Annotated in this window: 7 protein-coding genes; 5 read left to right on the top strand and 2 right to left on the bottom strand. The window is 60.9% G+C overall.

The genetic code is table 11. The annotated features are described in order from the left end of the window. Positions 1 to 101: 101 nt before the first annotated feature. Both AO353_RS11175 and AO353_RS11180 read right to left on the bottom strand, forming a co-directional pair. The gene (locus tag AO353_RS11175) at positions 102 to 440 is read right to left on the bottom strand and encodes a hypothetical protein (protein WP_054594989.1); all 339 of its coding nucleotides are present in this window, start codon (positions 438 to 440) and stop codon (positions 102 to 104) included. A gap of 149 nt (positions 441 to 589) precedes the next feature. Next, positions 590 to 16,219, bottom strand: a complete 15,630-nt coding sequence (locus AO353_RS11180) for a LapA family giant adhesin (RefSeq protein ID WP_054594990.1) — start codon at positions 16,217 to 16,219, stop codon at positions 590 to 592. A gap of 354 nt (positions 16,220 to 16,573) precedes the next feature. Here AO353_RS11180 and AO353_RS11185 point away from each other — a divergent pair, with 354 nt between their 5' ends. From AO353_RS11185 to AO353_RS11205, 5 genes are all read left to right on the top strand, one after another. Then, on the top strand, positions 16,574 to 17,926 hold the full coding sequence (locus AO353_RS11185) for a TolC family outer membrane protein (RefSeq protein ID WP_054594991.1): 1,353 nt from the start codon (positions 16,574 to 16,576) through the stop codon (positions 17,924 to 17,926). Between the two features lie 37 nt (positions 17,927 to 17,963). Then, positions 17,964 to 20,120, top strand: coding sequence for a type I secretion system permease/ATPase (locus tag AO353_RS11190; protein WP_054594992.1), 2,157 nt, complete (start codon positions 17,964 to 17,966; stop codon positions 20,118 to 20,120). Further along, positions 20,110 to 21,477: an HlyD family type I secretion periplasmic adaptor subunit gene (locus AO353_RS11195; RefSeq protein ID WP_054594993.1), complete on the top strand. Its 1,368-nt coding sequence runs from the start codon at positions 20,110 to 20,112 to the stop codon at positions 21,475 to 21,477. Before AO353_RS11190 ends, AO353_RS11195 begins: the two co-directional genes overlap by 11 nt. A gap of 320 nt (positions 21,478 to 21,797) precedes the next feature. Next, positions 21,798 to 22,694, top strand: a complete 897-nt coding sequence (locus AO353_RS11200) for a TauD/TfdA dioxygenase family protein (protein ID WP_054594994.1) — start codon at positions 21,798 to 21,800, stop codon at positions 22,692 to 22,694. A 26-nt stretch (positions 22,695 to 22,720) separates the two neighbouring features. Next, positions 22,721 to 23,746: an ABC transporter substrate-binding protein gene (locus tag AO353_RS11205; protein ID WP_054594995.1), complete on the top strand. Its 1,026-nt coding sequence runs from the start codon at positions 22,721 to 22,723 to the stop codon at positions 23,744 to 23,746. The last annotated feature ends 5 nt before the right edge of the window (positions 23,747 to 23,751 follow it).

Here is a 23,751-nt window from a genome sequence, read left to right on the forward strand (position 1 = left end):
AATGCAGCCCGTGACGCTTTGCGTCACATGCAGAAGCGGACGCAGAGCGTCCATTGAGGCGTGCCCACGCGGGAGCGTGGGACCGAGCGGCGTTGTGGGGGTTAGATCAACCCGCCTTCATCTTCATCAATCAAGTGACTCAAACCACCCAGCGCTTCGCGGGCCTGGGTCCGGTCCATCAGTTTGGCTTGCGCGGCTGCTGGCAGGTCGGTGACGCGAATCACCCCTTTGCTGGTCAGCACCTGAATCAGGTCGTCGAGTACCCGGATCATCTCCAGGTCGCTTTGCTTGAGCTGCTTGAGGCTGGTCTCCATCACTTCGTTGGCGTACCAGGCCTGGATTTCATGGTGATCGGAGGGCAGCGTTTCTGTAGCCTCCGCGTAAGCCGTCGCTTCCACGCGCACCAACTGGCCTTGCGCATCGCGTTGCACGTAGAACATCGAAAATCCCTCATGAATGAACCCGCGTCGTGCTGTCAGCAGGATAGGCCAACGCGTACGAGTATGCGGTGCCACGACGAAATCGTCACCCGCTGGCGACTGACAGCACCGTGACAGCCGCTCATTACGAGCGGCCGTCAGGGGCTTGATCAGGTGTTGTTGTGGTCGATCTTGATGGTCGGGTCGCTACCGGCGATCAGCGAGTTGATGCTCTGACCGGACCAGTTATTGCCTTCCAGTTTGATCGTCACATCAGCGTTGGCCACGCCGCCGGCCGCGTTAAGCTTGCCTTCGGAGCTGACCTGCAACGTCGACACACCTTCAACCGTGCTGATTTTCAGGAAGTTGTCGATGGTGCTGCCGCTTTCGCCCTGCAACAGATCCCGCAGGTCGATCCGGTCGCCTTCGCTGGCCTTGAAGTCCTTGATCACATCGTTACCGGTGTCGCCGGCCTTCCAGACGAAGGTATCGGCACCCGATCCGCCAATCAGAATGTCGTTGCCCTGACCGCCGATCAGCGTGTCGTTACCCGTACCGCCCAGCAGGATGTCATTGCCTTTGCCGCCGTCGAGGATGTCGTTGCCACCCTGGCCGAAGAGGATGTCGTTACCGGCACCGCCCAGCAGCGTGTCATTACCGTCATGAGAGCCGGACACATCGAACGCGGTGTAGTGCTCGGTGATGTACTGGTGCACGTTGCTGGTGGTGACTTTGCTGAGATCCACGCCGGTCTGCTGGGCCACGAAGGCCTGCATGGCCTGGTAGCCCTCACCGGCAATGCCGTTGAAGCTCACCAGGTCGCCGAACAGGATGTCGTTGCCGTCGCCGCCATTAACCGTATCGGCGCCCGGCATGGTCGCTTCGGTGTGACCGATGATCGAGTTGGCCAGGTTGGCCGGATCGATGTTGCTTTGCGGTTTGCCGTCGGTGTCGAATGGTTTCAGGTCGCTGAGGCTGACATCGCTGTTCAGGCCGATGGCCTCGACCTGCGACAACTTGCCGAGCAGCGCGAAGCTGTCGTTGGAGTTGCTGGTGGTACTGCTATCGGAGCTGTAGCCCGTTCCGGCCAGTTTCGACAACTCATAGGTGCCATCGCCCTGGGCGTGGAGCATCCCCAGGTCTTTGCTGACCCAGCGGTTGCCGGTATAGGTCTGCAGCGTCGTTGAACCATCGGTGCCGATTGAGAGGTAGTGCGTGTTGTCCAGATACTTGGAGAACGTGTTCCCCAGCGTGTAGTTGCTGGTAGTGACGATGTCATCCAGCTGCGCACCACCGCTGTACAACGCCGGGTTGGTCTGCTCGCCGGACTGATAGTACGTTGGCTTTCCGTCGGTAATGAAATACGTCAGGTTGGTCGCGTTGCTGTTACTGGTGGCCATGCTGCTCTGGAAGAAGTTGGCCGTAGTCTTGAACACGTCTTCGTAGTTGGTACCGCCGCCGGAAGCCATAGAGTCCAGCACCGACTTGAGCAGGGTCAGGGCATTCGGGTCGTTCAGGTTGACCGCAATCTGCTTGTTGACCTGGGTATCGAAGTCCGCGAGGAAGACATTCACCGTGCCCGAAGTGCTGGCGCCCAGGCTGTTCTTGAGGGTGTTGAACACCGATGTCAGTGAGTCTTTGGCGGCGCTGATCGAGGTGGCGCTCATGCTGCCCGAGCTGTCGACCATGAACGCAATGTTGTAGTTGGTGCCTGGCACCACGGTCAGCCCGCCGATGTCGGCGATCATGATGTCGTTGCCGTTAGAGCCGGCGATATTGTCATCCCCTGAAGTGCCGACCGACGCGTTATACACCGCCGGGTAAACCGTGACCGGGATCTGCGCAATGCTTGGTGCCGAGCCGCCTAGGGACTCGGTGGAAGTCGAGGTGACCGTCAGATTGATCGAGCCGTTGAAGTACGGTGGCGGCGTGAGCGTCAGGCTGCCGAGATTCCAGCCAGTGACATTTGCTTCACCGGTGGTCGCTACGGTGAAAGTATGTCCCGCGCCATCGCTCAGCACGGAACCTGCCGGCATACCGCCGATTTTCACGCTCAGGCTTTCGGAGCCGTCGGTGTCGGTCAGTGCGGTGGTGATTTTTGACAGATGAACGCTGCCGCCCTCGGCGCCGGTGTTGAGCTTGTAGCCGTCGTAGTAGCCTTCGCCATTGGTGCCGTGCAGGTCGGAGACCGTCACACCAGCATTGATCAGGTCGGTGACACCCGTGTAGATCGGCACGCCAGCGCTGCTCAGGTCGATGGCCGGGGCGCCGTTGACCGACAGGTTGACGTCGTAGCTGCCCGGGCCACTTTGGTTGTGGTGGTAGATATCCAGGGTGTAGTAGCCGCTGGTGGTCGGCGTGAACGAGCCGGAGATTTGGCCACCCGCGCCCCACGTGGCACCGGCCACGTTATTACCGCCGATGGTCACCAGCAAACTGTCGTCAGCGATACCGCTGAAGCTGTAGGTCTTGCCGGCTTCGAGGTAGATCAGCCCGGAAGTTTTAGATGCTGTGCCGGCTGCAACGTTGCTGTCGGACTGCACGTTGTTCACGGTACCGCTGCTGTTCGGAGTACCGGCAGCATCGATCACGGATTTCAGGGTTTCAGCGGGCGCACCACTACCGCTAGTGCCGAGACCGGCCAGACCGGTCCAGACCTCCTTGATCAGGCCCGTCGAGTTCACGCTGTTGTCGGCGATGCTGAGTGTTGGCGCATCGGCGACGGGAGTGATATCGACTTTCAGCGTGCCGGTGCTGCCCAGCAGTTGGCCGTCGGTTGGCTGGAACTGGATTTGTGCGTAATCCGCCTGTTGGTTGCCCACGCCGGTGCCGCCGTAGCCATTGGTGCCGGATTCGTTGGCATCAGGCATGAAGCGCAGCTTGCCTGCGTCGATGTCGGCCTTGCTGAAAGTCTGGTTGTTGGCCACGTCTTTCCAGGTCGAACCGTCCAGGTACTGCAACTTGCCGTCGCCCGGCAGCTGGGTGATTTTCACGCCCAGGCTGGCGGCAGGACTGTCGACATCGCTCACACCGAAATTCGACCAGCCGAGGATCAGCGGCGTGTCTTCAGTGCCGGTAACAGCGCCACCCGTGGCGACCGGTGCATCGTTGATCGCGACCACATTGACGGTGGTGGTGGCGACGTTGGAGTAATTGCTGCCGTCGGTCACCGTCACGGTGATGGTCCGCGGCGTGGTGCTCGGGTCTTCACTGTTGTTGGTGAAGGTGATGTTCTTGATCTGCTGCATGTAGTCGGCCAGCGTTGCATTGCCGGACAGCGTCAGGGTGATCGAACCATCCTTGCTGTTGGCGTTGATGCTGATGCCGTTGACGCTGTTGCCCAGGTTCAGCGAGTCGCCCGGCTGACGGTTGGTCAACACGATGGTGGCGCCGGTCAGCATGGTGCTGTCCGGGTCAGTGATCGTGAGGTCGGTGTCGCCAATCGATACGCCCGGGCCGGTGGTGCCTTCGGTGAAGGTGACGTTGTAATTGGCACCGGTCGCGCCGCTGGAGTTGTTGGCGTCCAGGTCGATGACGGGCGGAGCATCGTTGTCGATGATTGACGTGTTGACGCTGCCATTGGTGCTGCTGACCACCAGGTTTTCGAAGTTGCCACCGCTGGCCGAGTCGATCTTGACCACGATGTTTTCAGTAGGCTCGGTGATCTTGTCGTCGATGGTCGCGATATTGAAGCTGGCGCTGCTGGCACCCGCCGGGATTTTCACCGTGTACACACCGGTAAAGTCCGAGCCGTCGGTGGCCGTGCCGCTGTAGACGATCTTCAGCGTCACGTCGGTTTGCGCCGGGTGCGTCAGGGTCACGGTGTAGCTGGCAGTCTGGCCTTCGGTGACCTGACTGCTGCCGCTGATGCTGACCTCGGTTTTATCGATGGTGTCGGTGACGCTGGTTACCGCTGGGGTATCGCTGGTGACCAGTTTTTCGAAATTGCCACCGGTGCTGGCGGTGATCTTGGCGTTGACCGAGCCGGCGTCGAGGTAGACATCATCTTTCGGCGCGGCGAAGTTCACCGAACCGCTGGTTTTGCCAGCGTCGATGTTGATGACTGCACCGTTGCTCAGGGTCACGGTCATCGCGGTGCCGGCCGGGTTGGTCAGGGTCGCGGTGTAGGTGATCTGGCCACCTTCAGCCACGGAACCGGTCGCGCTCAGCGTCAGGTTGGTGGTGTCGACGGTGTCGGTCACGCTGGTGCTGACCGGGGTTTTGTCGGCGACCAGGTTTTCGTAGTTGCCGCCGCTGACGTTGGTGATGGCGTTGGTCAGCGGGGTGTGGCCGACCAGCGCGTCGTTCGGCGCAGTGGTGGTCGCGGTGCCGCTGGACTGGCCGACCGGAATGGTGATGGTCTGGCCGTTGGCCAGGGTCACGATCACTGCCGAACCGGTCACTGGCGCGCTGACGGTGGCGGTGTAGGTGACAGTGCCGCCTTCGGCTGCCGAGTCAGTCGCGGTCAGTTTCACCGTCGAGGTGTCGATGGTGTCGGTAACGTTGGTGACTGCAGGTGTGCTGCTGGTGACCAGGTTCTCGAAGTTACCGCCGGTGGCGGTGGAGATCGTTGCCTGGACCTTGCCGGCGTCGAGGTAGACGTCGTCTTTTGGTGCGTCGACCACTACGGTGCCGGTGGTTTTGCCAGCGTCGATGTTGATGACTGCACCGTTGCTCAGGGTCACGGTCACTGGCGTGCCGGCGGCGTTGGTCAGGGTCGCGGTGTAGGTGATCTGGCCACCTTCAGCCACGGAACCGGTTGCGCTCAGCGTCAGGTTGGTGGTGTCGACGGTGTCGGTCACGGTGGTGCTGACCGGGGTTTTGTCGGCGACCAGGTTTTCGTAGTTGCCGCCGCTGACGTTGGTAATCGCGTTGGTCAGCGGGGTGTGGCCAACCAGCGCGTCGTTTGGCGCGGTGGTGGTCGCGGTGCCGCTGGACTGGCCGACTGGAATGGTGATGGTCTGGCCGTTGGCCAACGTCACGATCACTGCCGAACCGGTGACTGGCGCCGAGACGGTTGCGGTGTAGGTGACGGTGCCGCCTTCGGCTGCCGAATCGGTCGCGGTCAGTTTCACCGTCGAGGTGTCGATGGTGTCGGTAACGTTGGTGACCGCAGGTGTGCTGCTGGTGACCAGGTTCTCGAAGTTGCCGCCGGTGGCGGTGGAGATCGTTGCCTGGACCTTGCCGGCGTCGAGGTAGACGTCGTCTTTGGGTGCGTCGACCACTACGGTGCCGGTGGTTTTGCCGGCGTCGATGTTGATCACTGCACCGTTGCTCAGGGTCACGGTCACTGGCGTGCCGGCGGCGTTGGTCAGGGTCGCGGTGTAGGTGATGTGCCCGCCTTCGGCCACGGAACCGGTCGCCGTCAGGGACAGGCCGGTGTTATCGATCGAATCGGTGATCGTCGTAACGGCTGGGGTGGTGCTCGGGGTCAGCTGCTCGAAATTGCCACCGCTGGTGCTTTCGATGGTGGTGCTGACGGTGCTGCCGTTTTTGTAGACGTCGTTGGCCGGGGTATCGACCACCACGCTGCCGGTGGTTTTGCCGGCTTCGATGTTGATCACTGCGCCGTTCGACAGGGTGACGGTCATCGGCGTGCCGGCCGGGTTGGTCAGGGTGGCGGTGTAAGTGATCTGACCGCCTTCAACCACCGAACCGGTCGCCGTCAGGCTCAGCCCGGTGTTGTCGATCGAGTCGGTGATGGTGGTGACCGCCGGGGTGGTGCTCGGGGTCAACTGTTCGAAATTGCCACCGGTGGTGCTTTCGATGGTGGTGCTGACGGTGCTACCGTTTTTGTAGACGTCGTTGGCCGGGGTATCGACCACCACCGAGCCGCTGGTTTTACCGGCTTCGATGTTGATCACCGCGCCGTTGCTCAGCGTGACAGTCATCGCGGTGCCCGCCGGGTTGCTCAGGGTCGCGGTGTAGGTGATCTGGCCACCTTCGGTAATGGTGTTATTGGCGGTGAGCGTCAGGCCGGTGTTATCGATCGAATCGGTGATGGTGGTCACCGCCGGCGTCGTGCTTGGGGTCAACTGTTCGAAGTTGCCGCCCGTGGTGCTTTCGATGGTGGTGCTGACGGTGCTGCCGTTTTTGTAGACGTCGTTGGCCGGGGTGTCGACCACCACGCTGCCGGACGTTTTACCGGCTTCGATGTTGATCACGGCGCCGTTCGACAGGGTCACGCTCATCGCGGTGCCGGCCGGGTTGGTCAGGGTGGCGGTATAAGTGATCTGGCCGCCTTCGGTAATGGTGTTGTTGGCGGTGAGCGTCAGGCCGGTGTTGTCGATCGAATCGGTGATGGTGGTGACCGCCGGGGTGGTGCTTGGGGTCAACTGTTCGAAGTTGCCACCGCTGGTGCTTTCAATGGTGGTGCTGACGGTGCTGCCGTTTTTATAGACGTCGTTGGCCGGGGTGTCGACCACCACGGAACCGGTGGTTTTGCCGGCCTCGATGTTGATCACCGCACCGTTGCTGAGCGTGACGGTCATCGGCGTGCCGGCCGGATTGCTCAAGGTGGCGGTGTAGGTGATCTGGCCGCCTTCAACCACAGAACCATTCGCCGTCAGGCTCAGGCCGGTGTTGTCGATCGAGTCGGTGATCGTGGTGACCGCCGGCGTCGTGCTCGGGGTCAGCTGCTCGAAGTTGCCGCCGCTGGTGCTTTCGATGGTGGTGCTGACGGTGCTGCCGTTTTTGTAGACGTCGTTGGCCGGGGTATCGACCACCACGGAACCGGAAGTTTTACCGGCTTCGATGTTGATGACGGCGCCGTTCGACAGGGTCACGCTCATCGCGGTGCCGGCCGGGTTGGTCAGCGTCGCGGTGTAAGTGATCTGCCCGCCTTCGGTGACCGAACCGGTGGCTGCCAGGGACAGCCCGGTGTTGTCGATCGAATCGGTGATCGTCGTAACGGCCGGGGTGGTGCTTGGGGTCAGCTGTTCGAAATTGCCGCCGCTGGTGCTTTCGATGGTAGTGCTGACGGTGCTGCCGTTTTTGTAGACGTCATTGGCCGGGGTGTCGACCACCACCGAGCCGGTGGTTTTACCAGCTTCGATGTTGATTACGGCGCCATTCGACAGGGTCACGCTCATCGCGGTGCCGGCCGGATTGCTCAGCGTCGCGGTGTAAGTGATTTGACCGCCTTCGGTGACCGAACCGGTTGCTGCCAGGGACAGGCCGGTGTTGTCGATCGAGTCGGTGATCGTCGTAACCGCCGGGGTGGTGCTTGGGGTCAGCTGTTCGAAATTGCCGCCGCTGGTGCTTTCGATGGTGGTGCTAACGGTGCTGCCGTTCTTGTAGACGTCGTTGGCCGGGGTATCGACCACCACCGAGCCAGTGGTTTTACCGGCTTCGATGTTGATGACGGCGCCGTTCGACAGGGTCACGCTCATCGCGGTGCCGGCCGGGTTGGTCAGGGTGGCGGTATAGGTGATCTGCCCGCCTTCGGTGACCGAACCGGTGGCTGCCAGGGACAGGCCGGTGTTGTCGATCGAGTCGGTGATCGTCGTCACCGCCGGGGTGGTGCTCGGGGTCAGCTGCTCGAAGTTGCCGCCCGTGGTGCTTTCGATGGTGGTGCTGACGGTGCTGCCGTTCTTGTAGACGTCGTTGGCCGGGGTATCGACCACCACCGAGCCAGTGGTTTTACCGGCTTCGATGTTGATGACGGCGCCGTTCGACAGGGTCACGCTCATCGCGGTGCCGGCCGGGTTGGTCAGCGTCGCGGTGTAAGTGATCTGACCGCCTTCGGTAATGGTGTTGTCGGCAGTGAGCGTCAGCCCAGTGTTATCGATCGAATCGGTAATGGTCGTAACGGCTGGGGTGGTGCTTGGAGTCAGCTGTTCGAAATTGCCACCGGTGGTGCTCTCGATGGTGGTGCTGACGGTGCTGCCGTTTTTGTAGACGTCATTGGCCGGGGTGTCGACCACCACCGAGCCGGTGGTTTTACCAGCTTCGATGTTGATGACGGCGCCGTTCGACAGGGTCACGCTCATCGCGGTGCCGGCCGGGTTGGTCAGCGTCGCGGTGTAAGTGATCTGACCGCCTTCGGTAATGGTGTTGTCGGCAGTGAGCGTCAGCCCAGTGTTATCGATCGAATCGGTAATGGTCGTAACGGCTGGGGTGGTGCTTGGAGTCAGCTGTTCGAAATTGCCACCGGTGGTGCTCTCGATGGTGGTGCTGACGGTGCTGCCGTTTTTGTAGACGTCATTGGCCGGGGTGTCGACCACCACCGAGCCGGTGGTTTTACCAGCTTCGATGTTGATGACGGCGCCGTTCGACAGGGTCACGCTCATCGCGGTGCCGGCCGGGTTGGTCAGCGTCGCGGTGTAAGTGATCTGACCGCCTTCGGTAATGGTGTTGTCGGCAGTGAGCGTCAGCCCAGTGTTATCGATCGAATCGGTAATGGTCGTAACGGCTGGGGTGGTGCTTGGAGTCAGCTGTTCGAAATTGCCACCGGTGGTGCTCTCGATGGTGGTGCTGACGGTGCTGCCGTTTTTGTAGACGTCATTGGCCGGGGTGTCGACCACCACCGAGCCGGTGGTTTTACCAGCTTCGATGTTGATGACGGCGCCGTTCGACAGGGTCACGCTCATCGCGGTGCCGGCCGGGTTGGTCAGCGTCGCGGTGTAAGTGATCTGACCGCCTTCGGTAATGGTGTTGTCGGCAGTGAGCGTCAGCCCAGTGTTATCGATCGAATCGGTAATGGTCGTAACGGCCGGGGTGGTGCTTGGGGTCAGCTGTTCGAAATTGCCGCCGCTGGTGCTTTCGATGGTGGTGCTGACGGTGCTGCCGTTTTTGTAGACGTCATTCGCCGGGGTATCGACCACCACGCTGCCGGTGGTTTTGCCGGCCTCGATGTTGATCACCGCGCCGTTCGACAGGGTCACGCTCATCGCGGTGCCGGCCGGATTGGTCAGCGTCGCGGTGTAGGTGATCTGGCCGCCTTCGGTAATCGTGTTGTCGGCGGTGAGTGTCAGCCCGGTGTTATCGATCGAGTCGGTAATGGTCGTGACCGCCGGCGTCGTGCTCGGGGTCAACTGCTCGAAGTTGCCGCCCGTGGTGCTTTCGATGGTGGTGCTGACGGTGCTGCCGTTTTTGTAGACGTCATTGGCCGGGGTATCGACCACCACCGAGCCGGTGGTTTTACCAGCTTCGATGTTGATCACGGCGCCATTGCTGAGCGTGACAGTCATCGGCGTGCCCGCCGGGTTGCTCAGCGTCGCGGTGTAAGTGATTTGACCGCCTTCGGTGACCGAACCGGTTGCTGCCAGGGACAGCCCGGTGTTGTCGATCGAATCGGTGATGGTGGTGACCGCCGGAGTGGTGCTTGGGGTCAACTGCTCGAAGTTGCCGCCCGTGGTGCTCTCGATGGTGGTGCTGACCGTGCTGCCGTTTTTGTAAACATCGTTCGCTGGGGTGTCGACCACCACGCTGCCGGAAGTCTTGCCGGCCTCGATGTTGATCACCGCGCCGTTCGACAGCGTGACGGTCATCGGCGTGCCAGCCGGATTGCTCAGCGTCGCGGTGTAGGTGATCTGGCCGCCTTCGGTAATCGTGTTGTCGGCGGTGAGCGTCAGCCCGGTGTTGTCGATCGAGTCGGTGATGGTAGTGACCGCCGGCGTCGTGCTCGGGGTCAACTGCTCGAAGTTGCCGCCGGTGGTGCTTTCGATGGTGGTGCTGACGGTGCTGCCGTTTTTGTAGACGTCGTTGGCCGGGGTATCGACCACCACGGAACCAGTGGTTTTGCCGGCCTCGATGTTGATCACCGCGCCGTTCGACAGGGTCACGCTCATCGCGGTGCCGGCCGGGTTGGTCAGGGTGGCGGTGTAAGTGATCTGGCCGCCTTCAACCACAGAACCATTCGCCGTCAGGCTCAGGCCGGTATTGTCGATCGAATCGGTGATCGTGGTGACCGCCGGGGTGGTGCTTGGGGTCAACTGTTCGAAGTTGCCACCGGTGGTGCTTTCGATGGTGGTGCTGACGGTGCTGCCGTTTTTGTAAACGTCGTTGGCCGGGGTATCGACCACCACCGAGCCGGTGGTTTTACCAGCTTCGATGTTGATGACGGCGCCGTTCGACAGGGTCACGCTCATCGCGGTGCCGGCCGGGTTGGTCAGCGTCGCGGTGTAAGTGATCTGACCGCCTTCGGTAATGGTGTTATTGGCGGTGAGCGTCAGGCCGGTGTTATCGATCGAGTCGGTAATCGTGGTGACCGCCGGTGTGGTGCTCGGGGTCAGCTGCTCGAAGTTGCCGCCCGTGGTGCTTTCGATGGTGGTGCTGACGGTGCTGCCGTTTTTGTAGACGTCATTGGCCGGGGTGTCGACCACCACGGAACCGGTGGTTTTGCCGGCCTCGATGTTGATCACTGCACCGTTGGACAGGGTCACGCTCATCGCGGTGCCGGCCGGATTGGTCAGCGTCGCGGTGTAGGTGATCTGGCCACCTTCGGTAATGCTGTTATTGGCGGTGAGCGTCAGGCCGGTGTTATCGATCGAATCGGTAATCGTCGTAACGGCCGGTGTGGTGCTTGGGGTCAACTGTTCGAAATTGCCGCCCGTGGTGCTTTCAATGATGGTGCTGACGGTGCTGCCGTTTTTGTAAACGTCATTCGCCGGGGTATCGACCACCACGCTGCCGGTGGTTTTGCCGGCCTCGATGTTGATCACCGCGCCGTTCGACAGCGTCACGCTCATCGCGGTGCCGGCCGGGTTGGTCAGGGTGGCGGTGTAGGTGATCTGGCCGCCTTCAACCACCGAACCGGTCGCCGTCAGGCTCAGGCCGGTGTTGTCGATCGAATCGGTGATCGTCGTCACCGCTGGCGTGGTGCTTGGCACCAGGTTTTCAAAGTTGCCACCGGTAGCCCCGGTGATGGTGGTGCTGACGGTGCTGCCGTTTTTGTAGACGTCATTCGCCGGGGTATCGACCACCACGGAACCGGTGGTTTTGCCGGCTTCGATGTTGATTACCGCGCCGTTCGACAGCGTGACGGTCATCGGCGTGCCAGCCGGATTGCTCAAGGTGGCGGTGTAGGTGATCTGGCCGCCTTCAACCACAGAACCATTCGCCGTCAGGCTCAGGCCGGTGTTGTCGATCGAGTCGGTGATCGTCGTAACGGCCGGCGTCGTGCTTGGGGTCAACTGTTCGAAGTTGCCGCCCGTGGTGCTTTCGATGGTGGTGCTGACGGTGCTGCCGTTTTTGTAGACGTCGTTGGCCGGGGTGTCGACCACCACGCTGCCGGACGTTTTACCGGCTTCGATGTTGATCACGGCGCCGTTCGACAGGGTCACGCTCATCGCGGTGCCGGCCGGGTTGGTCAGGGTGGCGGTATAAGTGATCTGGCCGCCTTCGGTAATGGTGTTGTTGGCGGTGAGCGTCAGGCCGGTGTTGTCGATCGAATCGGTGATGGTGGTGACCGCCGGGGTGGTGCTTGGGGTCAACTGTTCGAAGTTGCCACCGCTGGTGCTTTCAATGGTGGTGCTGACGGTGCTGCCGTTTTTATAGACGTCGTTGGCCGGGGTGTCGACCACCACGGAACCGGTGGTTTTGCCGGCCTCGATGTTGATCACCGCACCGTTGCTGAGCGTGACGGTCATCGGCGTGCCGGCCGGATTGCTCAAGGTGGCGGTATAGGTGATCTGCCCGCCTTCGGTGACCGAACCGGTGGCTGCCAGGGACAGGCCGGTGTTGTCGATCGAGTCGGTGATCGTCGTCACCGCCGGGGTGGTGCTCGGGGTCAGCTGCTCGAAGTTGCCGCCCGTGGTGCTTTCGATGGTGGTGCTGACGGTGCTGCCGTTCTTGTAGACGTCGTTGGCCGGGGTATCGACCACCACCGAGCCAGTGGTTTTACCGGCTTCGATGTTGATGACGGCGCCGTTCGACAGGGTCACGCTCATCGCGGTGCCGGCCGGGTTGGTCAGGGTGGCGGTGTAAGTGATCTGCCCGCCTTCGGTGACCGAACCGGTGGCTGCCAGGGACAGCCCGGTGTTGTCGATCGAGTCGGTGATCGTCGTCACCGCCGGGGTGGTGCTCGGGGTCAGCTGTTCGAAATTGCCGCCCGTGGTGCTTTCGATGGTGGTGCTGACGGTACTGCCGTTCTTGTAGACGTCATTCACCGGGGTATCGACCACCACCGAACCGCTGGTTTTACCGGCCTCGATGTTGATGACGGCGCCATTCGACAGGGTCACGCTCATCGCGGTACCGGCCGGGTTGCTCAGCGTCGCGGTGTAGGTGATCTGGCCGCCTTCAACCACAGAACCATTCGCCGTCAGGCTCAGGCCGGTGTTATCGATCGAGTCGGTGATGGTGGTGACCGCCGGGGTGGTGCTTGGAGTCAGCTGTTCGAAATTGCCACCGGTGGTGCTCTCGATGGTGGTGCTGACGGTGCTGCCGTTTTTGTAGACGTCATTCGCCGGGGTGTCGACCACCACGGAACCGGACGTTTTACCGGCTTCGATGTTGATTATGGCGCCATTGCTGAGCGTGACGGTCATCGGCGTGCCGGCCGGGTTGCTCAGGGTCGCGGTGTAGGTGATCTGACCGCCTTCGGTGACCGAACCGGTCGCCGTCAGGCTCAGCCCGGTGTTGTCGATCGAGTCGGTGATGGTGGTGACCGCCGGGGTGGTGCTCGGGGTCAACTGTTCGAAGTTGCCGCCCGTGGTGCTTTCAATGGTGGTGCTGACGGTGCTGCCGTTTTTGTAGACGTCGTTGGCCGGGGTATCGACTACCACGGAACCAGTGGTTTTACCGGCTTCGATGTTGATCACTGCACCGTTGGACAGGGTCACGGTCATCGCGGTGCCGGCTGGATTGCTCAGCGTCGCGGTGTAAGTGATCTGGCCACCTTCGGTAATGGTGCTGTCGGCAGTGAGCGTCAGTCCGGTGTTATCGATCGAATCGGTGATGGTGGTGACCGCCGGGGTGGTGCTCGGGGTCAACTGTTCGAAGTTGCCACCGGTGGTGCTTTCAATGGTGGTGCTGACGGTGCTGCCGTTTTTGTAGACGTCGTTGGCTGGGGTGTCGACCACCACGCTGCCGGAAGTCTTGCCGGCTTCGATGTTGATCACGGCGCCGTTCGACAGGGTCACGCTCATCGCGGTGCCGGCTGGATTGCTCAGCGTCGCGGTGTAGGTGATCTGGCCACCTTCGGTAATGGTGCTGTCGGCAGTGAGCGTCAGTCCGGTGTTATCGATCGAATCGGTGATGGTGGTGACCGCCGGGGTGGTGCTCGGGGTCAACTGTTCGAAGTTGCCGCCCGTGGTGCTTTCGATGGTGGTGCTGACGGTGCTGCCGTTTTTGTAAACGTCGTTGGCTGGGGTGTCGACCACCACGCTGCCGGAAGTCTTGCCGGCTTCGATGTTGATGACGGCGCCGTTCGACAGGGTCACGCTCATCGCGGTGCCGGCCGGATTGCTCAGGGTCGCGGTGTAGGTGATCTGGCCGCCTTCGGTGACCGAACCGGTCGCCGTCAGGCTCAGGCCGGTGTTGTCGATCGAGTCGGTGATGGTGGTGACCGCCGGCGTGGTGCTCGGGGTCAGCTGTTCGAAATTGCCGCCCGTGGTGCTTTCGATGGTGGTGCTGACGGTGCTGCCGTTCTTGTAGACGTCGTTGGCCGGGGTATCGACCACCACCGAGCCAGTGGTTTTACCGGCTTCGATGTTGATGACGGCGCCGTTCGACAGGGTCACGCTCATCGCGGTGCCGGCCGGGTTGCTCAGCGTTGCGGTGTAAGTGATCTGGCCGCCTTCGGTGACCGAACCGGTCGCCGTCAGGCTCAGCCCGGTGTTGTCGATCGAGTCGGTGATGGTGGTGACCGCCGGGGTAGTGCTCGGGGTCAACTGTTCGAAGTTGCCGCCCGTGGTGCTTTCGATGGTGGTGCTGACGGTGCTGCCGTTTTTGTAAACGTCGTTGGCTGGGGTGTCGACCACCACGCTGCCGGAAGTCTTGCCGGCTTCGATGTTGATGACGGCGCCGTTCGACAGGGTCACGCTCATCGCGGTGCCGGCCGGGTTGGTCAGCGTGGCGGTGTAGGTGATCTGGCCGCCTTCGGTAATGGTGTTGTTGGCGGTGAGCGTCAGCCTGGTGTTGTCGATCGAATCGGTGATCGTCGTCACCGCCGGCGTGGTGCTTGGGGTCAGCTGTTCGAAATTGCCGCCGCTGGTGCTTTCGATGGTGGTGCTAACGGTGCTGCCGTTTTTGTAGACGTCGTTGGCCGGGGTGTCGACCACCACGGAACCGGACGTTTTACCGGCTTCGATGTTGATTATGGCGCCATTGCTGAGCGTGACGGTCATCGGCGTGCCGGCCGGATTGGTCAGCATCGCGGTGTAAGTGATCTGGCCGCCTTCAACCACAGAACCATTCGCCGTCAGGCTCAGGCCGGTGTTGTCGATCGAGTCGGTGATCGTCGTAACGGCCGGCGTCGTGCTTGGGGTCAACTGCTCGAAGTTGCCGCCCGTGGTGCTTTCAATGGTGGTGCTGACGGTGCTGCCGTTTTTGTAGACGTCGTTGGCCGGGGTATCGACCACCACGGAACCAGTGGTTTTACCGGCTTCGATGTTGATCACGGCACCGTTCGACAGGGTCACGCTCATCGCGGTGCCGGCTGGATTGCTCAGCGTCGCGGTGTAAGTGATCTGGCCGCCTTCGGTGACCGAACCGGTCGCCGTCAGGCTCAGTCCGGTGTTATCGATCGAATCGGTGATGGTGGTGACCGCCGGGGTGGTGCTCGGGGTCAACTGTTCGAAGTTGCCACCGCTGGTGCTTTCGATGGTGGTGCTGACCGTGCTGCCGTTTTTGTAGACGTCGTTCGCCGGGGTGTCGACGTTCACCGTACCGGTGGTTTTGCCGGCTTCGATGGTGATGGTCGAGCCGTTGGACAGGGTCACGGTGACCGGCGTTTGCGCCGGGTTGGTCAAGGTTGCGGTGTAGGTGATCTGACCGCCTTCGGTGATGGTCGAGCCTGCCGTCAGGGTGACGGTGGTGGTATCAATCGTGTCAGTGACCTGTGTGACGGCGGGCGTCGGATCAACGGTCAGCACCAGGCCGCCACCACCGGTGGTGCCGGTGACATTGACGGTGATCTGGTGCGGGTCGTTGTAGACACTGTCATTCGGTGCCAGCGGAACATTGACGCTGCCACTGACCTGGCCGGCCGGGATGACGATGACCGAGCCATTGGACAGGGTGATGCTCAGGTCAGTCAGCGGTGCCCGGGTGACGTTTGCGGTGTAAACCAGCACACCACCGGCTTCGGTGATGGTCGATGTAGCACTGAGGCTCAGGGTCGAGCCAACCAGCACGTTGGTGCCGTTATTGGTGTTCTGGCCACCCGTAGTGACGTCGACGGCGGAAGTGGTTGCGCCAATGCCTGCGGTCGGAAAACCAATGGTCGGGGCTACGCGGGCAGCTGTTTCGTCCAGTGCCACGAAGCTGTGGCCTCCGCCGGCAGCACCCGTGCCTGTTGCAGTCGGGCCTGCGGCGGCGGCTTCTATATCAGTGGTCGGGTCGACGCCCGCGAGGATGGCTTGTTGCAGTTCTGCTACCGAAGGCGCGGCTTGCGCGGTGGCTTGTGCCAAGTCAGTGCTGGAGTCCGGAGCGCTGCCGCTCCACTGGGTATCACGGCCCAGGTCCAACGTACGACCGTCGGCCAGTTCAAGCGTCACCGCGCCCGTCGGACCGGTATCGAGCTGGTCGCCCGTGAACAGTCGGTCACCCTCAATCAGCACACGTCTGATGCCTTCCGGGGACACCGCGAAAACTTGACCAACAATGCTTTTGACGATGGCAACAACACTGCTCATTGAGGACTCTCCAAGTGTTCCGTTCAGTAGGCTTCCATAGACCTGAAGAGGCCGTCTGCCAATTCAGTCTGGACGTACTTTCAAAGTGGGGCGCATTAATTTGACGCCACCGCGTCAATAATTTGGCTGGTTTTTTTCGCGATTAACTTTGTGCCAAACTATTGACCTTCTGGGTGCCATCCTAAACAATCGCCCCGGTAATGTCACATTGATATTTGTGTGACGACCTGCCGGCAGCGTGTGACCCAGTTCTGATTTTTAACTTTCCGACATACGGTCATTTCGGTTGCCATTTTCCGTCGCAGCACTGCGATCTGCTGTGATTTGAGACAAGAAGTCCAGGGAAATTCTTATATGCGCTCACACCTGTTCAAGGCTCTACCATTTGTTCTTGCTGCCAGTTTTGTACAAGCTCAAACCCTGCCTCAAGCCATGCAACAAGCACTGGATGTCCACCCGGAAATCCAGGCTGGGGTGAACAGTCGCCTTTCCGCGGACTATCAGCTCAGAGCCGCTCAGGGTGGCTACTTGCCAAAGGTCGATCTGCTAGGGGGGTATGGTCGTGAAGGCACTGACAACCCGAGCACTCGTGCTGGCGCCGGCAACAATCATTGGGAAACCTTGAACCGCGGCGAGTCGAGCGTGCGTTTGCAGCAGATGGTTTTTGACGGTTTTGCGACATCCAGCGAAGTCGGGCGTCAACAAGCCACCGTCAACTCCCGCGCCTATTCATTGCTGGGGACTTCCGAGCGCACGGCACTGACTGTGGCCCAAGTTTACCTCGACGTGCTGACCCGTCGCGAGTTCGTGCGCTTGGCCGAAGAGAACCTGAAGAGCCACGAACGGATTTTTGACCAGATCAAACTGCGCACCTCGCGTGGCGTGGGCAGCGGTGCCGACCTCGATCAGGCCGAAGCGCGTATGGCCCAGGCCCGCAACAACCTGATCACTGAGCAGACCAATCTTGCGGACGCCGAGACCAACTTCCTCAGCGCCGTGGGTCAGATGCCCGATCAACTGGAGCGTCCGGCACCCTTCCTTGCGCTGCTGCCGGCGAACCTGAATGAAGCCCGCCAGCAAATGCTCGAAAACAGCCCGGTACTGCGTTCCGCCGAGTCCGATATTGCCGCGGCCGAGAAGCAGTACGATGCTGCCAAGTCGACGTTCTACCCACGTTTCGATGCCGAACTGGGCCGCACCGCCGACAATAATCTGGATGGTGCGGTCGGTCATAACAATGAATGGCAGGCCATGCTGCGCATGCGCTTCAACCTGTATTCCGGCGGCAGCAACAAAGCTGATCTGGAATCCAAGTCCTATCTGTCGAACCAGGCGCTGGATATCCGCAACAACGCCTTGCGCGTGTTGAACGAAGAGTTGGGCCTGGCATGGAATGCCCTGAACAACGCCAACGCCCAAGTGCCGATCGCTCAGCAATATGTCGATCGCAGCAGTGCCGTGCGCACCGCGTATCAGCAACAGTTCAGTTTGGGTCAACGTACTTTGCTCGACTTGCTCGACAGCGAGAACGAACTGTTTACCGCTTCCCGTCGTCTGGCGGATATCAAAAACATTCAGTTATTTACTCAATATCGAATCAAGGCGACCATGGGCGAATTGCTCAAAAGTCAGGGTGTAGTTGCACCCATGGCCTCCGTCGTGTCGAACGATGTGAAGACCAAGGTCCAACTGCCTGGCATGAATTGAGCAGATCCTTCTAGTTAGTTAGCCAAGAGTGCCAAGCGTGGAATCAGAAGCCAGTCGAGTTCATCTCCGTCATGATCCACGCGCGTTGCACGACGATCCGTTACTGGACGGCCTGCTAGCCCTCTGCACGCTGCACCAGAAACCGGCGAGCGCGGCGATGCTGACCACCGGTCTGCCATTGCCCAAGCAGCGCCTGAGCGTCGAGTTGCTCCCGCGTGCGGCGGCCCGCGCCGGCCTGCAAGGGCGGGTGCTGCAACGCAAGCTGGCGCAAATTCCGGCGATTGCCATGCCGGCACTGTTGCTGCTCAAGGATGGTCGCAGTGCCGTGCTGCTGGGCTGGCTCGGCGATGACCAGGCGCGTCTGCTGCTCAGTGAAAGCGATGGCGGTGAAGTTCACGTCAGCCGCGAACTGCTGGCTGACGATTACACCGGGCAAGCATTTTTCGCCCAGCCTCAACATAAATTCGATGTGAACCACGGCACGCTGATCCCGCGTGCGCGCTCCTGGTTCCGCGATACCCTCAAGCGCTCGCGCTGGCTGTATGCCGACGCCATCGCCGCGAGTTTCCTGATCAACATCATCGCCATGGCCGCGCCGCTGTTCGTGATGAACGTCTACGACCGCGTGGTGCCGAACCAGGCCGAGGCGACCCTGTGGGTGCTGGCCCTCGGCATCACCGGGGCGTATCTGTTCGACCTGATCCTTAAAAGCCTGCGCAGTCTGTGCCTGGACCTGGCCGGCAAAAAAACCGACCTGATTATCTCAGCGACGCTGTTCGAGCGGATCGTCGGCATGGCCATGAAGTACCGCCCGGCACGGGTCGGCAGCTTTGCCCAGAACATCCACGAGTTTCAGAGCCTGCGCGACTTCCTCGCCTCGCTGACCCTGACCAGCCTGATCGACCTGCCGTTCACCTTGCTGATTTTCCTGGTGATCGCCCTGCTGGGCGGGCACCTGGTGTGGATTCCGGTGTTGGCGTTCCCGATTGCCCTGCTGATCGGCTACGCGTTGCAGAAGCCGCTGGTGGCGACCATGGAGCGAACCATGGCGCTGGGGGCCGAACGTCAGTCGAGCCTGATTGAAACCCTCGCCGGGCTTGATGCAGTCAAGGTCAACAACGCTGAAAGCGAGCGTCAGTATCAGTGGGAGCAGACCATCGGAACCCTTAGCCGCCTTGAGCTGCGGGTGAAAATGCTTTCCGGCCTGGCGATGAACATCACCCTGCTGATCCAGCAACTGGCCGGGGTGATCATGATCGTCTTCGGCGTTTACCAGATCATTGCCGGCAACCTCAGCATGGGCGGCCTGATCGCCTGCTACATGCTCAGTGGTCGGGCCCTCAGCCCGCTGGCGTCGTTGTCCGGTCTGCTGACCCGTTATCAGCAGGCGCGGGTCACCATGACCTCGGTCGACCAGATGATGGAGTTGCCGCAAGAGCGCAACTTCGAAGAGCGCCCGCTGAGCCGCAAAGTCCTGCAGGGTGCCATCGAGTGTCGTCAGTTGAGCTTCACCTACCCGGGTCAGCAGAATCCGGCGCTGAAGAACATCAACCTGATCATCAAACCGGGTGAAAAGATCGGCATCATCGGCCGCAGCGGCTCGGGCAAGAGCTCGCTGGCCAAACTGCTGGTCGGCCTGTATCAGCCGGACGATGGCGCGTTGCTGGTGGATGGCGTGGATATCCGGCAGATCGATGTCAGCGAATTGCGCCACAACATCGGCTATGTACCGCAGGACATCCAGTTGCTCGCCGGTACGTTGCGCGACAACCTGGTGTCCGGCGCCCGCTACATGGAAGACGAACTTGTTCTGCAGGCTGCTGAACTGGCCGGCGTGCATGAGTTCGCCCGTTTGCACCCGCAAGGTTACGAGTTGCAAGTCGGTGAACGCGGGCAAAACCTCTCCGGCGGTCAGCGTCAGAACGTGGCCCTGGCCCGTGCCCTGCTGCTCAATCCGCCGATCCTGCTGCTCGACGAACCGACCAGCGCCATGGATAACACCGGCGAAGAACGCTTGAAACAACGCCTGCAAGCCGTTGTAGAGAACAAGACCGTGGTGCTGGTGACGCACCGGGCGTCGTTGTTGTCGCTGGTCGATCGGTTGCTGGTGATCGATCGTGGGCAAATACTGGCTGATGGTCCAAAAGCCTCGGTGATGGAAGCGTTGAAGAAGGGGCAGATCAGTGTTGCTTAAGTCCGGAATGCGCGACTCGATCCGCCGTTACTTCAAAGGCTCCGAATCACTGCAAGGCCAACCCTTGCCCGAGGTGAACAAGGCGCTGATCGAAGATGCCCCGCGAGTGGTCCGCTTGACCATCTGGGCCATCATCGGCTTCTTTCTGTTCCTGCTGTTGTGGGCCAACTTTGCGGTGATCGATGAGGTCACCAAAGGCGATGGCAAGGCGATTCCATCCTCCAAACTTCAGAAAATCCAGAACCTGGAGGGCGGTATCGTCGCTGAACTCTTCGTTCGCGAAGGGCAAATCGTCGAAGCCGGTGCGCCGTTGATTCGTCTGGATGACACGCGCTTTAAGTCAAACGTCGGCGAAACCGAAGCCGACCGTTTGTCGATGTTGCTGCGTGTAGAACGCTTGAGCGCGGAAGTCGACGACCGCCCGCTGAGCTTTCCTGACGACGCAATGAAAGCTGTGCCCGGTCAGGCCGCCAGCGAAAAATCACTCTATGAGAGCCGTCGCCAGCAACTGCACGATGAAGTCGGCGGCCTGCAGGAGCAACTAATCCAGAAACAACAGGAGCTGCGCGAATTCACCTCCAAGCAGGCGCAGTACCGCAGCGGTCTGGCGTTGCAACGTCAGGAAATCAACATGTCGGAGCCGCTGGTGGCTCAGGGCGCGGTGTCGCCGGTGGAAGTGCTGCGACTCAAGCGTGCCGAAGTCGAAACCCGTGGCCAACTGGACGCTACCACCCTGGCGATCCCGCGTGCCGAGTCGGCAATCAAGGAAGTGCAGCGCAAGATCGACGAGACCCGTGGCAAGTTCCGCAGTGAGGCGCTGACCCAGCTCAACGAGGCCCGTACCGACCTGAACAAGGCGAAGGCGACCGGCAAGGCGCTGGAAGACCGCGTCAGCCGGACGCTGGTGACCTCGCCGGTGCGCGGTATCGTCAAGCAGCTGCTGGTCAACACCATCGGTGGCGTGATCCAGCCCGGCAGTGACATGGTCGAAATCGTGCCGCTGGACGACACCCTGCTGGTGGAAGCGAAGATCCGTCCGCAAGACATCGCGTTTTTGCACCCGGGCCAGGAAGCCATCGTCAAGTTCACGGCCTATGACTACACCATCTATGGCGGGCTGAAAGCCAAGCTGGAGCAGATCGGCGCCGACACCATCACCGATGAAGACAAGAAAACCACCTACTACATGATTAAGCTGCGCACCGAGCGCAGCCACCTGGGCACCGACGAAAAACCCTTGCTGATCATTCCGGGCATGGTCGCCTCGGTGGACATCATCACCGGCAAGAAGACCATTCTCAGCTACCTGCTCAAGCCGATCATCAAGGCGCGGGCAGAGGCGCTACACGAGCGCTAGTCTCTGGTGGGCCGATGGCCCCATCGCGGGCAAGCCTTGCTCCTACAGAGGATCTGCACCGAACCACAATTACGTGGTCGATACAGAGTATTTGTAGGAGCAAGGCTTGCCCGCGATGACGGCCTGAGCAGCGGCGCATTTCAAAAGCCATATCGTTATTCGTTAACGGTATTTAAATACTCGTTCTTATATCTATAAAGTCAAGCCCCTGCGTACCCACCGACTAATCGGCGTGCCGCACGAAATGAACCCACACGGGACCTCCGTGAGTTTCTGATCGACGCGCACGCCATTGGGCGTGCTCTGCGTGGGAGAGATGTATGCCTGTACTGTCCGCTTCGCCCAGCGCCGCGACCCTCGCGCCGCAATTGTTCGAGATCCGCCCGTTCAGTGGGGCTGTCGGTGCCGAAATCATCGGCCTGAACCTCGCCTTGCCCATCAACGATCAGGACTTCGCACGCATCCACCGCGCGCACCTGGATCACCATGTCGTGGTGTTCCGAAACCAGCGCATCAGCCCCGAACAACAGATCGCCTTCAGCCGCCGTTTTGGCGTGTTGCAGATCCATGTGCTCAAGCAATTTCTGCTGGCCCATCACCCGGAAATCCTCATCGTTTCCAACATCATCGAAAACGGCCAGGCTATCGGTCTCGGTGACGCCGGCAAGTTCTGGCACTCCGACCTGTCCTATAAAGAACTGCCGAGCCTGGGCTCGATGCTCCATGCCCAGGAGCTGCCATCCGAAGGTGGCGACACACTGTTCGCCGACCAGCACAAAGCCTGGGACACCCTGCCCGATGCGTTGCGCAAGGCGGTTGAAGGACGCTCTGCCGCGCACTCCTATACCGCGCGTTACAGCGAGAACAAATTCGAAGGCAACTGGCGCCCGACCCTGACCCCGGAGCAACTCGCTCAGGTCAACGAAGTGGTGCATCCGGTGGTTCGCACTCACCCGGAAAACGGTCGCAAGGCACTGTTCGTCAGCGAAGGCTTCACCACCCGCATTGTCGGTTTACCGGAAGACGAAAGCCGGCAACTGCTGGCCGAGCTCTACGCCTACAGCGTGTTGCCGGAAAACATCTACCGCCATCAGTGGCAGCCTCACGACCTGGTGTTCTGGGATAACCGCTCGCTGATTCACCTGGCCGCCGGTTGCCCGAGTCATCTGCGCCGCAAGCTCTACCGCACCACCATTCAGGGCGATGCGCCTTTCTGATCGGCTGCATTTCGGAGATACCTGCCATGTCCAAACGTATTCCATTCGCGCCGCTGGCCGCCGCCATCGGTCTGGGTTTCAGCCTGCTCGCCGGGAGTCTGGTCGCACCGACTGTGGCGCACGCCGAAGGCGAAATTCGCATCGCCGAGCAGTTCGGCATCGTTTACCTGCTGCTCAACGTGGTCCGCGACCAGCACCTGATCGAGAAGCACGGCAAGGAAGAGGGCATCGACATCAAGGTCGACTGGACCCAGCTCTCCGGCGGCGCGGCGGTCAACGATGCGTTGCTCTCAGGGTCCATCGACATTGCCGGTGCTGGCGTTGGCCCGTTGCTGACCATCTGGGACCGCACTCACGGCAAGCAGAACGTCAAAGCGGTCGCCTCGCTGGGCAACTTCCCGTATTACCTGGTGAGCAACAATCCGAAGGTCAAAACCATCGCCGATTTCACCGAGCAGGACCGTATCGCGGTGCCGGCGGTCGGGGTTTCCGTACAGTCGCGATTCCTCCAGTACGCGGCGGCCAAGCAGTGGGGTGACAAGGAATTCAATCGCCTCGACAAGTACACCATCGCTGTCCCGCACCCGGACGCCACGGCTGCGTTGATCGCTGGCGGCACTGAACTGACCGGGCACTTCTCCAATCCGCCGTTCCAGGATCAGGCGCTGGAAAACCCTAACGTCCATGTCGTGCTCAACACCTATGACCTACTGGGCCCGAATTCGCCGACCGTGCTGTTCGCCACCGAGAAGTTTCGCAACGAGAACCCGAAAACCTACAAGGCCTTCATCGAAGCCCTGACCGAAGCTGCTGAATTTGCCCAGAACGACAAGGGCGCAGCGGCGGACACTTACCTGAGGGTGACCAAAGCTAAAATCGACCGCGCCGCGCTGCTGAAAATCATCGACAACCCGCAGTTCGAATTCAGCGTCACGCCGAAAAATACATATCCGCTGGCTGAGTTCCTCTACCGCGTCGGCGCGATCAAGAACAAACCGGACTCGTGGAAGGACTACTTCTTCCAGGACGCCAAACCGTTGCAAGGGAGCTGATTGCC

The sequence above is a fragment of the Pseudomonas fluorescens genome, from assembly GCF_001307155.1.
In the GTDB taxonomy this organism is placed as follows: Bacteria; Pseudomonadota; Gammaproteobacteria; order Pseudomonadales; family Pseudomonadaceae; genus Aquipseudomonas; species Aquipseudomonas helvetica.

Bases quoted from the DNA above. Each gene is read 5' to 3' on its own strand.
- AO353_RS11185 (WP_054594991.1), top strand. From the start codon at position 16,574: ATGCGCTCACACCTGTTCAAGGCTCTACCATTTGTTCTTGCTGCCAGT.
- AO353_RS11205 (WP_054594995.1), top strand. From the start codon at position 22,721: ATGTCCAAACGTATTCCATTCGCGCCGCTGGCCGCCGCCATCGGTCTG.
- AO353_RS11175 (WP_054594989.1), bottom strand. From the start codon at position 440: ATGTTCTACGTGCAACGCGATGCGCAAGGCCAGTTGGTGCGCGTGGAA.
- AO353_RS11180 (WP_054594990.1), bottom strand. From the start codon at position 16,219: ATGAGCAGTGTTGTTGCCATCGTCAAAAGCATTGTTGGTCAAGTTTTC.
- AO353_RS11200 (WP_054594994.1), top strand. From the start codon at position 21,798: ATGCCTGTACTGTCCGCTTCGCCCAGCGCCGCGACCCTCGCGCCGCAA.